The organism is Stenotrophomonas sp. YJH_SMC_79 (assembly GCF_059367995.1).
The window spans coordinates 632,109-645,574 of record NZ_JCAFRK010000003.1 but is presented as its reverse complement, the minus strand read 5'-3'; the positions used below and the strand labels follow the sequence as shown (position 1 = coordinate 645,574).

Annotated in this window: 12 protein-coding genes; 8 read left to right on the top strand and 4 right to left on the bottom strand. The window is 66.4% G+C overall.

Going from position 1 to position 13,466, the window contains the following annotated elements:
* Positions 1–166: 166 nt before the first annotated feature.
* Positions 167–2,005 (bottom strand): glutamine--fructose-6-phosphate transaminase (isomerizing), encoded by a 1,839-nt coding sequence (glmS, locus tag AC5P57_RS14020; protein ID WP_099551135.1) that lies wholly within the window; start codon positions 2,003–2,005, stop codon positions 167–169.
* A 203-nt stretch (positions 2,006–2,208) separates the two neighbouring features.
* On the opposite strand from glmS, the gene AC5P57_RS14015 reads away from it, so the two are divergent.
* From AC5P57_RS14015 to AC5P57_RS13985, 7 genes are all read left to right on the top strand, one after another.
* A complete protein-coding gene (locus AC5P57_RS14015; RefSeq protein ID WP_099551134.1) occupies positions 2,209–3,486 on the top strand; it encodes an efflux RND transporter periplasmic adaptor subunit in 1,278 nt (425 codons plus the stop codon).
* Positions 3,487–3,521: 35 nt separating this feature from the next.
* Positions 3,522–4,247, top strand: a complete 726-nt coding sequence (locus tag AC5P57_RS14010; protein ID WP_049429240.1) for an ABC transporter ATP-binding protein — start codon at positions 3,522–3,524, stop codon at positions 4,245–4,247.
* A gap of 10 nt (positions 4,248–4,257) precedes the next feature.
* Positions 4,258–5,556, top strand: coding sequence for an ABC transporter permease (locus AC5P57_RS14005; RefSeq protein ID WP_005414537.1), 1,299 nt, complete (start codon positions 4,258–4,260; stop codon positions 5,554–5,556).
* 20 nt (positions 5,557–5,576) lie between these two features.
* Entirely contained in the window at positions 5,577–6,794 is a 1,218-nt protein-coding gene (locus AC5P57_RS14000) for an ABC transporter permease (RefSeq protein ID WP_099551133.1), read from the top strand.
* Between the two features lie 16 nt (positions 6,795–6,810).
* Positions 6,811–7,185: a PDZ domain-containing protein gene (locus AC5P57_RS13995; RefSeq protein WP_197577852.1), complete on the top strand. Its 375-nt coding sequence runs from the start codon at positions 6,811–6,813 to the stop codon at positions 7,183–7,185.
* A gap of 123 nt (positions 7,186–7,308) precedes the next feature.
* On the top strand, positions 7,309–8,655 hold the full coding sequence (locus AC5P57_RS13990; RefSeq protein WP_099554718.1) for a sigma-54-dependent transcriptional regulator: 1,347 nt from the start codon (positions 7,309–7,311) through the stop codon (positions 8,653–8,655).
* Entirely contained in the window at positions 8,652–10,004 is a 1,353-nt protein-coding gene (locus tag AC5P57_RS13985; RefSeq protein WP_099554693.1) for a sensor histidine kinase, read from the top strand. The genes AC5P57_RS13990 and AC5P57_RS13985 overlap by 4 nt, the downstream gene beginning before the upstream one ends.
* A gap of 420 nt (positions 10,005–10,424) precedes the next feature.
* On the opposite strand, the gene AC5P57_RS13980 is transcribed toward AC5P57_RS13985, so the two are convergent.
* Together AC5P57_RS13980 and glmU are read right to left on the bottom strand one after the other, a co-directional pair.
* Positions 10,425–10,973 carry a GNAT family N-acetyltransferase gene (locus tag AC5P57_RS13980; RefSeq protein WP_262235371.1) on the bottom strand — a complete coding sequence of 183 codons (549 nt, stop codon included), beginning with the start codon at positions 10,971–10,973 and terminating at the stop codon, positions 10,425–10,427.
* On the bottom strand, positions 10,942–12,309 hold the full coding sequence (gene glmU / locus AC5P57_RS13975; RefSeq protein ID WP_262235372.1) for a bifunctional UDP-N-acetylglucosamine diphosphorylase/glucosamine-1-phosphate N-acetyltransferase GlmU: 1,368 nt from the start codon (positions 12,307–12,309) through the stop codon (positions 10,942–10,944). The genes AC5P57_RS13980 and glmU overlap by 32 nt, the downstream gene beginning before the upstream one ends.
* 83 nt (positions 12,310–12,392) lie before the next feature.
* Between glmU and AC5P57_RS13970 the strand changes: the two genes are divergently transcribed.
* Positions 12,393–12,776: a GtrA family protein gene (locus AC5P57_RS13970; RefSeq protein ID WP_099554699.1), complete on the top strand. Its 384-nt coding sequence runs from the start codon at positions 12,393–12,395 to the stop codon at positions 12,774–12,776.
* 217 nt (positions 12,777–12,993) lie between these two features.
* Here the strand turns inward: AC5P57_RS13970 and AC5P57_RS13965 are convergent, their stop codons facing one another.
* Positions 12,994–13,416, bottom strand: coding sequence for a F0F1 ATP synthase subunit epsilon (locus AC5P57_RS13965; RefSeq protein ID WP_005411127.1), 423 nt, complete (start codon positions 13,414–13,416; stop codon positions 12,994–12,996).
* Positions 13,417–13,466: the final 50 nt, after the last annotated feature.

The window sequence follows — 13,466 nt, the reverse complement described above, 5'->3', positions numbered from 1 at the left end:
AACCGCCGCTGAATACACGCGATGCCGCGTGTTAAAGATTGATTGATCGCTGCCGACGGCGGACAGAACACCCTGTGGCTGTCCCACTTGCCGCTGCCAGCGGCACAAACGAAAGGGGGCCACAGGGGCCCCCTTCGCTTGCAGCATTCAACCCGGCCGGTGGGCCTTACTCCACCGTTACGCTCTTGGCCAGGTTGCGCGGCTTGTCCACGTCGGTGCCACGTGCCAGTGCGGTGTGGTACGCCAGCAACTGCACCGGAATGGTGTGCACGATCGGGCTGAGTACGCCGGCATGGCGCGGCGTACGAATCACGTGCACGCCTTCGGACTCGTTGAAGTTGCTGTCCTGGTCGGCGAACACGAACAGTTCACCGCCACGCGCACGTACTTCCTGCATGTTCGACTTCACCTTTTCCAGCAGGCTGTCGTTCGGCGCGATCACCACCACCGGCATGTCCTCGTCCACCAGCGCCAGCGGGCCATGCTTCAGCTCGCCCGCCGGGTAGGCCTCGGCGTGGATGTAGGAGATTTCCTTGAGCTTGAGCGCGCCTTCCAGCGCGATCGGGTAGTGCAGGCCGCGGCCCAGGAACAGCGCGCTGCTCTTGCGCGCGAACCGCTCGGCCCAGGCAGCGATCTGCGGTTCCATGTTCAGCGCATGCTGCACGCTGCCCGGCAGGAAGCGCAGCTGCTCCAGGTAGTCCGCTTCCTGTGCGGCGTCGATGCGGCCATGCAGCTTGCCCAGCACCACGGTCAGCTGGAACAGCGCCGCCAGCTGGGTGGTGAACGCCTTGGTCGAAGCGACGCCGATCTCGGCACCGGCACGGGTGTAGCAGACCAGTTCGCTGGCGCGCGGGATCGCGCTTTCCGGCACGTTGCAGATCGACAGCGTGTGCTTGTGGCCCAGCGACTTGGCGTACTTCAGCGCTTCCATCGTATCCAGCGTTTCGCCGGACTGGGAAATGGTCACGATCAGGTGCTTCGGATTCGCGTAGGCAGCGCGGTAACGGTACTCGCTGGCGATCTCCACGCTGCACGGCAGGCCGGCGATGGCCTCGACCCAGTAGCGTGCAGTCAGGCCGGCGTAGTAGCTGGTACCGCAGGCGATGATCTGCACGCCCTCGATGCCCGACAACACGGCTTCGGCGTTCTTGCCGAACAGCTCGGCCGGGAAACCACCGGCATCGATCGCCGCCTCGATGGTGTCGCCCAGAGCGCGCGGCTGCTCGTGGATTTCCTTCTGCATGAAGTGGCGGTACGGGCCCAGCTCCAGCGATGCCAGCGATACATCCGACAGATGCACGTCGCGCTCGACCGGCTGGTCATGCTCGTCGAAGATGCGCACGCCATCGCGGCGGATTTCGGCGGTGTCGCCCTCTTCCAGGAAGATCACCTTGCGGGTGGCCGAGATCACCGCCGAGACATCCGAAGCGACGAAGTTCTCGCCTTCGCCCAGGCCGATCAGCAGCGGGCAGCCCATGCGCGCGCAGACGAAGCGCTCCGGCTCGGCACGGCTGACCACGGCCAGCGCGTAGGCGCCGGTCAGTTCCTTCACCGTGTGCTGCAGCGCCACCAGCAGGTCGTCGCCATCCTTCAGGTGGTGGTGGATCAGGTGTGCGATGACTTCGGTATCGGTCTGCGATTCGAAGGTGTAGCCCAGCGCGCGCAGCTTCTCGCGCTGCTCTTCGTGGTTCTCGATGATGCCGTTGTGCACCAGCGCCACGCCCTGGCTGATGTGCGGATGCGCATTGGCCTCGGTGACACCCCCGTGGGTGGCCCAGCGGGTATGGCCGATGCCCAGCACCGCATTGAAGCCCTCGGCCTCGGCCGCCGTGGCCATTTCCGACACTCGGCCGGTACGACGCACGCGACGCACCTCCGACCGCTCGGCATGGTCGATCACCGCGATACCCGAGGAATCGTAACCACGGTACTCAAGGCGCTTCAGACCCTCGATCAGCACCGGCACTACGTCGCGATCAGCGATCGCACCCACGATTCCACACATGTCACGCGTTTCCTTGAAGACGATCGTCGCATTCTAGCCTGCGTGTCCGGCTTCCCCCTCCTGTCCGCTTAATGAAAGTGTCCGGAAAGGTGTCCGCGGACACCCGGACACTTCAGACGCCCGCCCAACTCATTGATGGAAAAGGAAATAAAGTTGGCACGCTACATGCTTGGTACTGGCTACCACCGTCAGGCACGCACCCGATGATCCGCGACACTTCCGCCCAGGACCAGATCGTTTCCTCCGCCCCGGCCAGCGCCCCGCGCGCCAACTGGCTCCGTTACCGTTGGCCGGCGCTGGGCACGATCGCCCTGCTCGCCGGCATCGGCTGGGCCGTGCACGCCTGGTCCAACGCCAGCCGCTCCTTCGACAGCAGCCGCGTGCGCATCGCCGAAGTGAAGCGTGGCGATCTGGTCCGTGACATCGCCGCCGATGGCCGCGTGATCGCCGCCAACAGCCCGATCCTGTATGCCATCTCCGCGGGCACCGTGGACCTGAAGGTGGTCGCCGGCGATGTGGTGAAGAAGGGGCAGGAGCTGGCGATCATCGACAGCCCCGAACTGCGCAGCAAGCTGGCCCAGGAACAGGCCACCCTGGCCGGCCTGGAAGCCGAGGCCAGCCGTGCCGCGCTGGACGCCACCCTGGCCCGCGCCAAGTCGCGCAAGGAAACCGACCAGGCCACCATCGAACGGCAGGCCGCCGATCGCGACCTGCAGCGCTACCAGCGCGGCTACGACGGCGGTGCGGTGCCGCAGATCGACCTGGCCAAGGCCAAGGACTCGCTGAAGAAGGCCGACATCACCCTGGCCAACGCCACCACCGATGCGCGCCTGCAGAGCCAGGGCGCCGACCTGGATGCCCGCAACAAGCGCCTGCTGGCCGATCGCCAGAAGGCGGTGGTGGCCGAAGTGCAGCGCCAGGTCGATGCGCTGACGCTGCGTGCCCCGTTCGATGGCCAGGTCGGCCAGGTGCAGGCGGTGCAGTCCACCAACCTGGCCGCCAACGCCCCGGTGCTGGGCGTGGTCGACCTGTCCAAGTTCGAAGTCGAGATCAAGGTGCCGGAGAGCTTCGCCCGCGACCTGGCGATCGGCATGCCGGCACAGCTGACCGGTGGCAACGGCCAGCCGTTCCCGGGTGAGATCAGCGCGGTGTCGCCGGAAGTGGTCAACGGCGAGGTCAATGCCCGCGTGCGCTTTGCCAGCGCGCAGCCGGAAGGCCTGCGCCAGAGCCAGCGGATGTCGGTGCGCGTGCTGCTCGATACCCGCAGGAACGTGCTGAAGGTCGAGCGCGGCCCGTTCGTCGAACAGGGCAACGGCATGGCCTACGTGATGGATGGCCGCACCGCCGTGCGCCGTCCGGTGGAACTGGGCGTCAGCAGCCTGGGCGAAGTGGAAATCAAATCGGGTGTGCAACCGGGCGACCGCATCGTGGTCTCCGGCAGCGACCTGTTCAAGGACGCCGAACGCGTCTCCGTCAACTGATACCTGATACCTGAATCCTGGAGAGAGGACACCCCATGTACATGCTCGAAATGCGTTCGGTCGCCAAGGTCTTCCGCACCGAACAGGTGGAAACCCACGCACTGCGCTCGCTGGAACTGCAGGTCAAGGAAGGCGAGTTCGTCGCCGTCACCGGCCCGTCCGGTTCCGGCAAGACCACCTTCCTCAACATCGCTGGCCTGCTGGAAACCTTCACCAGCGGCACCTACATGCTGGACGGCCAGGACGTGAGCACGCTGGGCGATGATGCGCGCAGCCGCCTGCGCAACCAGAAGATCGGCTTCATCTTCCAGGGCTTCAACCTGATCCCGGACCTCAACCTGTTCGACAACGTCGACGTGCCGCTGCGCTATCGCAAGATGAGCGCCAACGAGCGCCGCGAGCGCATCGAGAAGGCGCTGACCCAGGTCGGCCTGGGCTCGCGCATGAAGCACTACCCGAATGAACTCTCTGGCGGCCAGCAGCAGCGTGCGGCGATTGCACGCGCCCTGGCCGGCAGCCCGCGCCTGCTGCTGGCCGACGAACCGACCGGCAACCTGGATACGCAGATGGCCCGTGGCGTGATGGAACTGCTGGAAGAGATCAATGCCGCCGGCACCACCATCGTGATGGTCACCCACGACCCGGAACTGGCCGCGCGCGCGCAGCGCAACGTGCACATCGTCGACGGCCAGGTGACCGACCTGGTGCGTGAGCCGGTGCTGGCCACGCCGGTGCGCCACATCGTCGCCGTCAACGAGTGAGGGCCCGACCATGTTCGCCTACTACGCCCGATTGGCGGCGCGCAGCTTCCGCCGCAACAAGGTCCTGACCGCACTGATGGTGGTTGCCATCGCGCTCGGCATCGGCGCCTCCATGACCACGTTGACCGTGTTCCACGTGTTGTCCGGCGACCCGATTCCCGGCAAGAGCGACCGCCTGTTCTACGTGCAGCTCGACGCCGCGACCGGCGCCTATGTCGCCGGCGAAGAGCCGGAAACCCAGCTGACCCGCTTCGACGGTGAAGCGCTGCTGCGCGAAGCCAAGGGCGAACGCCAGGCGCTGATGAGCGGCGGCGGTGGCACCATCGAACCGGACAACAGCACCCTCAAGCCCTTCAGCATCGACACCCGCTGGACCTCGGCCGACTTCTTCCCGATGTTCGAGGTGCCCATGCAGTACGGCCGCCCCTGGACGCGCGAGGACGATGAAGGCCGCGCACGCGTGGTGGTCATCTCCAAGGCGCTCAACGACAAGCTGTACCAGGGTGCCAACAGCGTGGGCCGCGACCTGCGCATGGAAGGCCAGAGTTACCGCATCGTCGGCGTGATGAAGGAATGGAGCCCGGAGCCGCACTTCTACGACCTGACCACCGGCAGCTACGGCAAGAACGAAGACCTGCTGCTGCCGATCTCCACCTCGTTCGACCTGAAGCTCGGCAACAACGGCAACATGAACTGCTTCGGCGAAAACCCCGACGGCAACAGCTACTCGCTCAATGCACCGTGCGCGTGGCTGCAGTACTGGGTGGAAATGGACCCGGCCAAGGCCGGCGACTACCGCCGCTACCTGGAGAACTATTCGACCCAGCAGCGCGAGGCCGGCCGCTTCAAGCATCCGCCGAACGTGCGCCTGCGCACCGTGATGGAATGGCTGGACTTCAATGGTGCAGTCCCCAGCGACGTGCGCCTGCAGCTGTGGCTGGCGCTGGGCTTCCTCGGTGTCTGCCTGGTCAACACGGTAGGCCTGCTGCTGGCCAAGTTCCTGCGCCGCAGCGGTGAGATCGGCGTGCGCCGTGCGCTCGGTGCCAGCCGCGGCCAGATCTTCCTGCAGTGCCTGGTGGAAGCCGGCGCGGTCGGCGTGGTCGGTGGCGTGCTCGGCATCGGCCTGGCCCTGCTCGGCCTGTTCGCGGTGCGCCAGCAACCGGTGGAGTACGCCAAGCTGGCCCATCTGGACGGCAACATGCTGCTGCTCGCACTGGGCCTGACCCTGTTCGCCAGCCTCGCCGCCGGTTTCCTGCCCGCCTGGCGCGCCATGCAGGTCACCCCGGCCATCCAGCTCAAGTCGCAGTAAGCACCCGAACGAGGACTCCCATGGACATCCGCCCCATCCTCAGCACGCTGCGCCGGCACAAGACCGCTGCCGCCCTGATCGTGCTGGAAGTCGCACTGACCTGCGCCATCGTCTGCAACGCGCTGTTCCTGGTCAGCCAGCGCGTGGAAAAGATCAGCATGCCCAGCGGCATCGCCGAGAGCGAACTGGCGATGCTGCGCGTCAGCGGCATCGGCAAGCAGACTGACGCCATGGCCCGCACCCGCGAGGACCTGGCATCGCTGCGTGCGATCCCCGGCGTCAGCAACGTCACCATCATCAACCAGATCCCCTTCCGCAACGGCTCCTCCAGCAGCAGCATCTCGCGCGTGATCGACCAGGAACGGCCGACCACCAATGCCTCGATGTACACCCTGTCCGAGAACGGGCTGGCCACGATGGGCATCAACCTGATCGCCGGCCGCGATTTCCTGCCTGACGAGTACCAGAACTTCGAAGACGTCAGCAAGGGCGGCGCCAAGGAAAAGGCCATCCCGGTCATCCTCACCCAGGCCACCGCCGCCAAGATGGAGCCCAACGGCAGCGCCCTGGGCAAGACCTACTACATGGGCAAGCAGTCGCTGCACGTGGTCGGCATCGTCGACACGCTCAGCACGCCCAATGGCTGGAATGACAACTGGACCAACTCGATGCTGCTGCCGATCCGCCGCACCTTCGACGACGGTGGCACCTACATCCTGCGTACCTCGCCCGAACGCCGCCAGGAAGTGCTCGATGCTGGTGCTGCCGCGCTGGAGCGCAACGACCCGAACCGCCTGATGCGCGACAAGCTGACCTATGAAGACCAGCGCAAGGACTTCTTCAAGAACGACCGCGCGATGGTCGGCCTGCTGATCACCGTCAGCATCTCGCTGCTGGTGGTCACCGCGCTGGGCATCATCGGCCTGGCCAGCTTCTGGGTGCAGCAGCGCAGCAAGCAGATCGGCATCCGCCGTGCGCTGGGCGCGACCCGCGGGCAGATCCTGCGCTACTTCCAGACCGAGAACTTCCTGCTGGCCACGCTGGGCATCGTGCTGGGCATGCTGGCCGCCTACGCGATCAACCTGGCCCTGATGAACCTGTACGAGCTGCCGCGCATGCCGTTGTACTACCTGCCGCTGGGTGCGCTGCTGCTGTGGGTGCTGGGCCAGATCGCCGTGTTCGGGCCGGCGCGGCGTGCCGCGGCGGTTCCACCGGCGGTCGCCACGCGGGGCGCGTGAGATGCGTGCCTGCGCGATGTGCCTGATGCTGCTCCTGCCACTGCCGGCGCTGGCCGGTGGTGGCAGCGCGCAGACGCTGGAATGGCGCCAGGATGGAGCGCGGTTGTCGCTGCACTCGACCGAGGGACAGGTGCATGTGGACGCCGCCAGCCCCGAAGCGCGCTTCGGCGTGCGCAGCGGCGACCGCATCCTGCGCGTGGACGACACGGCGGTACGCCAGGTCGAGCACCTCGCCGTGGCCTTGCGCCATTCCAATGCAGCCACCGCCTATCTGTTGCTGCGCCGCGACAGACGCGAACTGACGGTGGCGGTCAACGCCGCCGCATGGCGACAGGCATTGGAGGTCCCGCCACCACCCGTGCCGCCCCCGCCAGCCCCGCCCGGGCGCTGAACATCATCCGCTCCTGCACGGCCGCAGGTTTGGCTATGCTTGATGGGTGGCGCCGGGCTCTCCCGGTACATGCACACGAACGGCTCCATCGACGCCGCCCATCCCTTTCTGCAGAACCGCTTGATGCCTGCGATCCTGATCATCGACGACAACGCCAGCGTGGGTACTGCGCTGGACGTGCTGTTCTCCCTGCACGACATCGATACCCTGCAGGCGCAGACGCCCGCCGACGGGCTGGCGCTGCTCGAATCACAGCCGGTCGACCTGGTCATCCAGGACATGAATTTCAGCGAGGACACCACCTCCGGTGAAGAGGGCGAGGCGCTGTTCGCGCAGATCCGCGCGCGTCATCCGGACCTGCCGGTGATCCTGCTCACGGCGTGGACCCATCTGAGCAGCGCCGTGGACCTGGTCAAGGCCGGTGCCGCCGACTATCTGGCCAAGCCGTGGGACGATCGCAAGCTGCTGACCACGGTCAACAACCTGCTGGAACTGTCCGAGGCGCGCCGCGAGCTGGACCGCCGGCGCACGCGTGAACTGCGCCAGCGCAATGCGCTGGAAGCGAAGTACGATCTGTGCGGTGCGGTAGTCGCCGATCCGGCCAGCGAGCGTGTGGTCACCCTGGCCTGCCAGGTCGCACGCTCGGAACTGCCGGTGCTGATCACCGGCCCCAACGGCGCCGGCAAGGAAAAGATCGCGCAGATCATCCAGGCCAATTCACTGGTGGCCAAGGGTCCGTTCGTGGCAGTCAACTGCGGCGCGCTGCCCTCGGAACTGATCGAAGCCGAGCTGTTTGGTGCCGAAGCCGGTGCGTATACCGGCGCCAACAAGGCACGCGAAGGGAAGTTCGAAGCGGCCGATGGTGGCACCCTCTTCCTGGATGAGATCGGCAACCTGTCGCTGGGCGGGCAGATGAAGCTGCTGCGTGTACTGGAAACCGGCCGCTTCGAGCGCCTGGGCTCCAACCGCGAACGCCAGGTCAAGGTCCGCGTGGTCAGCGCAACCAATGCCGACCTGCCGGCGATGATCCGCGACGGTACCTTTCGCGAAGACCTCTATTACCGCCTCAATACGGTGGAACTGGTGCTGCCGCCGCTGGCCGAACGACCGGGCGATATCGTGCCGCTGGCCGAGCGTTTCCTGACTGCCGGCAAGCCGCTGTCCAGCGGCGCCACAGCAGCACTGCAGCGGCACCCGTGGCCGGGCAACGTGCGCGAACTGCGCAACGTGATCCAGCGTGCCGAACTGCTGGCCACCGGCAACCGCATCGAAGTGGCCGATCTCAACCTGCCGCGCGCAGCCGTCGCACCGCGACCGGCACCCAGTGCAGGCAATGATCCCGACCGCGCACGCATCGAGGATGTATTGGCCCGCAACCATGGCGTCATCGCCCAGGCTGCCGCCGAGCTCGGCCTGAGCCGTCAGGCGCTGTACCGGCGCATGGACCGCCACGGTATTCCACGCGAATGAAGCGGCGCTCCTTCACTTTCCGCCTGTTCCTGCGCCTGCTGCCGGTGTTGGCACTGGCTGCGGCACTGCCGTGGCTGCTGGCCTACTGGATGGACCATGGTTGGGTGGTGACCACGGTATCGGCGCTGATCCTGCTGTCGCTGATGTGGTGGACCCTGCGCCGTGCCACGGCGCCGGTACGCTCGCTGATGCGTGCCCTGGCGGGCACCACCAGCAGTTACCGCGACGGCGAGTACAACTTCGGTGTGCACTGGCCCGGGAATGACGAGCTGGGCGACCTGGTGCAGGCCCACCGCGAACTTGGCGACGTGCTGCGCGCGCAGCGACAGGGACTGGTGCAACGTGAGCTGCTGCTGGACACCATGGTGCAGAACACGCCGGTGGCGATGCTGCTGATCGCCTCCGGCGGAGATGGCGTCGCCCGCGTGGTGTTCTCCAACCTGGCGGCGCGCAAGCTGCTGCACGGCGGCTGGAAGCTGGAAGGCCAGCGCCTGGAAGACGTGCTGGAACAGGTGCCGGTGGAACTGCGCGATGCCATCGCCCGTGGCGGTGACAGCTTGTTCGCGGTACATGCCGATGGCGAGGACGGCGACGAGGACGATGAGCAGGTCTACCACCTCTCGCGCCGCGCGTTCCAGCTCAACGGCCGCCCGCACGACCTGCTGCTGGTGCGGCTGCTGACCGCCGAACTGCGCCGCCAGGAAGTGCAGACCTGGAAGAAGGTGATCCGGGTGATCAGCCACGAGCTCAACAACTCGCTGGCGCCGATCGCTTCGCTCGCCCATTCCGGCGGCGTGCTGGTGCAGCGCGAGCGCTTCGACCGGCTGCCGGAGATCTTCACCACCATCGAAGACCGCGCACGCCACCTGGAAGGCTTCATCCGCGGCTACGCGCGCTTTGCCAAGCTGCCACAGCCGCAGCTGCAGACCGTGCACTGGGCACCGTTCCTGTCCAGCCTGCGTCAGCAGATTCCGTTCGGCATGGAACGTGAACCGGACGAGGAGCTGAGCAGTCGCATCGACATCGCGCAGTTCGGGCAGGCGTTGTTGAACCTGCTGAAGAACGCGCACGAAGCCTGCGCCGAAGCCGAGCCGCCCAACGATGACGTGCAGGTACAGCTGACGCGGCTGCCGCAGTGGCTGCGGCTGGACGTGCTGGATCGTGGCAAGGGCATGAACGAGCAGGTGCTGCAGAACGCGCTGATGCCGTTCTATTCGACCAAGCGCAACGGCACCGGGCTCGGGCTGGCGCTGACGCGCGAGATCGTGGAGGCGCACGGCGGACGCGTGTCACTGCAGAATCGCGGTGATGGCGGGTTGTGCGTGTCGATCCTGCTGCCTGTGGGTTGACCGGGCCAACGCGGTTCCCGCTGTTCGCCGAGCTTGGTCGGCAAGTCAGTAGATCCACGCCATGCGTGGATAAGCCGACCAAGGTCGGCACCTGCCCAAGCTGCGGCATCGGCATCCTGTGCTCCAGGGGAACGGGAGCATCAAGAGCAAAGGCAACGACATCCGCGCGTAGTTTGAATCGACTGGGTGCAGCTGTGGCTCTGGATGTTGGTTCCGCCTTGAGCGAGCCGAGCATCGCAGGGGAATCCGGGGCGTAGAGGCGCCGATGCCTGAGCGCAGCGAGTTCGGCGCCGTCCCTTGATTCACCGAGAAGCGCAGGGCACCGATGCGCAGCATCGGCTCGCGACCGGAGGAGCATTTCTTTTGGTTACTTTTCTTTGCGCACAAGGAAAAGTAACGCCCATGACCGGTGGCCGACCTTCAGCCATCCAGCGAAGAGGTGGATCGCCGCATCGCCACGCGTAGATGCATCGGAAACCCGAGCGCGGCCTCTTCGGCCATCACCGACTGCAGTCCGGCACCCCACTCCGCCTCCGGCACGGTGACGAACCCTTCGCTGGCATAGAAGGCCGCATTCCACGGCACGTCGGACAACGTGGTCAGCACAGCCGAACGATAGCCTTCCGCCCAGGCCTGTACCAATGCATGGCGCAACAACGCGCGCCCATGACCCTGCCGCGCGTGCGCAGGATCCACGTCCATCTGCAGAACGTGGAACTCACCCGCCAGTTCGCCGGCAAGCAGATAGCCGGCGATGCCACCGTCAGCCGCATCCACCACCCACAGCCGCCGGCGCCCAAGGCCGTCCTGTAGTGTCGGCAGGTCCAGGCCATGCCCGGCGAACACCGGATAGGCCTCATGGCCCTTCAACACCTCGCCGGCGCGCTGCTCGATGCCGGGCAGCACACCGAGTTCATCGGCGCGAGGAAGGCGGGGCTCAGGACTTCTTGAGCGGACGGTTCCAGCCATCGATGGTTTCCTGTCGTGCACGTGCCAGTGTCAGCTTGCCGTCCGGCGCGTTGCGGGTGATGACCGAACCGGCGGCAATGGTCGCGCCGTCGCCAATGGTCACCGGTGCTACCAGCGAACTGTTGGAGCCGATGAACGCGTTGTCGCCGATGGTGGTGGTCGACTTGTTCACGCCATCGTAGTTGCAGGTGATGGTGCCGGCGCCGATGTTCACCTTGCTGCCGATCACCGCATCGCCCAGATAGGTGAGGTGATTGGCCTTGCTGCCCACACCCAGCGTGACCTTCTTGGTCTCGACGAAGTTGCCGACGTGCACGCCATCGGCCAGCACAGTGCCCGGGCGCAGGCGCGCGAACGGGCCGATCTGCGCAGCGCCTTCGGTGACCACGCCTTCCAGATCGCAATGCGCGCGCACCTCGGTGCCCGGCCCGAGGTTGACGTCCTTCAGGCGGTTGAAGGGACCGACGGTGACGCCGTCGCCGAGCACCACGTTGCCCTCGAGCACGACATCGACGTCGATCAGCACGTCGCTGCCAACGGTGATGGTGCCGCGGATGTCGAGCCGTGCCGGGTCGCGCACGCGCGCGCCCTGCGCGCACAGCGCACGCACCGCGCGACGCTGCCAGGCACGCTCCAGCTGCGACAGCTGCCACGGATCGTTCGCCCCTTCGGCTTCCTGTGCGTCGGCCACCAGCGCCATCTCAGCCGGGGTGTACTCGTGCGCGGCGAACGCGAATACGTCGGTCAGGTAGTACTCGCCCTGCGCGTTGCTGTTCGACAGCTGCGACAGCCAGCGGCGCAGCGCGGTCGATTCCGCGGCGATGATGCCGGTGTTGATGATGCGCACGCGCAACTGCTCGTCGCTGGCATCCTTCTGCTCGACGATCGCACCCACCTTGCCCTCGGCATCGCGCAGCACGCGACCATAGCCGGTCGGGTCATCCACCTCGGCCACCAGCACCGCCAGCCGGCCCGGCTGCGCGAGCAGGTCGCGCAGGGTCTGCGCACGGATCAGCGGTACGTCGCCGTACAGCACCAGTACCTGTGCAGCATCGGGCACCTGCGGCATCGCCTGCGCGACGGCGTGGCCGGTGCCGAGCTGCTGTGCCTGTTCAGCCCATTGCAGGTCCTGCTGGCCGGCGAAGTACTGGCGCACGGCTTCGCCGCCGTGGCCATGGACCACGTGGATCGCCGCCGGCTGGAGCTCACGGGCCGCATCGATCACGTGCGCCAGCATCGGCTGGCCCGCGATCGGCTGCAGCACCTTCGGCAGCACCGACTTCATGCGCTTGCCAGCGCCGGCGGCGAGGATGATGACGTGCAGGAGTTGGGTCATGGGAACGGCAGTCCGTGGTTCGTTGCCGGTGATTCTAGAGCGTGCGCCGTTAACATGGGCATCCCTCCTCCTTCGCCATGCCGATGAGCCTCATCCGCCAGGGAAGCGCCTACCTCGTCATCGGGCTCGTGCAGCTGCTGCTCGACTGGCTCGTGTTCGTGGCCGCCACCGCACTGGGCATGCCAGTGGCGCCGGCCAACGTCGCCGGGCGCCTGGCCGGCATGCTGCTGGGCTTCTGGCTCAACGGCCGCTACACCTTTGCCGAGGCGGGCGCGTACAGGCTGGGCTGGAAGCGCTTTGCCCGCTTCTTCGGGCTGTGGCTGCTGCTCACCGTGGCGAGCACATTGCTGGTGAGCCTGGTGGACCACGCGCTCGGCCTGCAGTACACCTGGCTGGCCAAGCCGCTGGTGGAAGGTGTGCTGGCCTTCGTGTCGTTCCTGCTGATGCGCTACGTGGTGTATCGCTGATGCGAGGCGGGATTCGGGATGCCGGATTTGAGATCGGGATCGGTAGAGTGGACTGTTGGTCGACTGCTCTTCCATCAGGTCGCGAGAATGCCGCGCTGCGCGCGATAGTCGACTAACGGTGTAAACCCAGTCGGCTCTGCCCAATCGGCTCTACCCAGCCACCCAAACAAAAACGCCGGCACAGGGCCGGCGTTTTCGTGGATGCAGCGCGTGAACCTCAGTGCTTGAGGGTCTTGCGCAGGCGTTCCAGGGCCTGCAGCTGGACAACGGCTTCGGCCAGCTTCTGCTGGGCTTCGGCCACTTCCATGGCTTCACCGCGGTTGGCCAGGATGCGCTCGGCTTCTTCCTTGGCCTTTCGGACCGAGGCTTCGTCGATGTCCTGCGCGCGGATCGCGGTGTCGGCCAGCACGGTCACCACCTGCGGCTGCACTTCCAGGATGCCGCCGGAAATGGCGAAATCCAGCTGCTCGCCGTTCGGCGTGGTCACCACCACCTTGCCCGGCTTCAGGCGGGTGATCAGCGGCGCGTGCTTGGGCGCGATGCCCAGTTCGCCCAGCTCACCGGTGGCCACGACCAGGGTCGCTTCGCCACGGAAGATTTCCTGCTCGGCGCTGACGATGTCGCAACGGATCGTGCTCATGCAAATCTCTTCGCTGTTCGCGGCGGCGCAATGCCACCGTGGGAGTCCAC

Coding starts and splice junctions, on each gene's coding strand:
- AC5P57_RS13985 (WP_099554693.1), top strand. CDS start 8,652: ATGAAGCGGCGCTCCTTCACTTTCCGCCTGTTCCTGCGCCTGCTGCCG.
- AC5P57_RS14000 (WP_099551133.1), top strand. CDS start 5,577: ATGGACATCCGCCCCATCCTCAGCACGCTGCGCCGGCACAAGACCGCT.
- AC5P57_RS13970 (WP_099554699.1), top strand. CDS start 12,393: ATGAGCCTCATCCGCCAGGGAAGCGCCTACCTCGTCATCGGGCTCGTG.
- AC5P57_RS13990 (WP_099554718.1), top strand. CDS start 7,309: ATGCCTGCGATCCTGATCATCGACGACAACGCCAGCGTGGGTACTGCG.
- AC5P57_RS14015 (WP_099551134.1), top strand. CDS start 2,209: ATGATCCGCGACACTTCCGCCCAGGACCAGATCGTTTCCTCCGCCCCG.
- AC5P57_RS13995 (WP_197577852.1), top strand. CDS start 6,811: ATGTGCCTGATGCTGCTCCTGCCACTGCCGGCGCTGGCCGGTGGTGGC.
- glmS (WP_099551135.1), bottom strand. CDS start 2,005: ATGTGTGGAATCGTGGGTGCGATCGCTGATCGCGACGTAGTGCCGGTG.
- glmU (WP_262235372.1), bottom strand. CDS start 12,309: ATGACCCAACTCCTGCACGTCATCATCCTCGCCGCCGGCGCTGGCAAG.
- AC5P57_RS13980 (WP_262235371.1), bottom strand. CDS start 10,973: ATGGCTGGAACCGTCCGCTCAAGAAGTCCTGAGCCCCGCCTTCCTCGC.
- AC5P57_RS14010 (WP_049429240.1), top strand. CDS start 3,522: ATGTACATGCTCGAAATGCGTTCGGTCGCCAAGGTCTTCCGCACCGAA.
- AC5P57_RS14005 (WP_005414537.1), top strand. CDS start 4,258: ATGTTCGCCTACTACGCCCGATTGGCGGCGCGCAGCTTCCGCCGCAAC.
- AC5P57_RS13965 (WP_005411127.1), bottom strand. CDS start 13,416: ATGAGCACGATCCGTTGCGACATCGTCAGCGCCGAGCAGGAAATCTTC.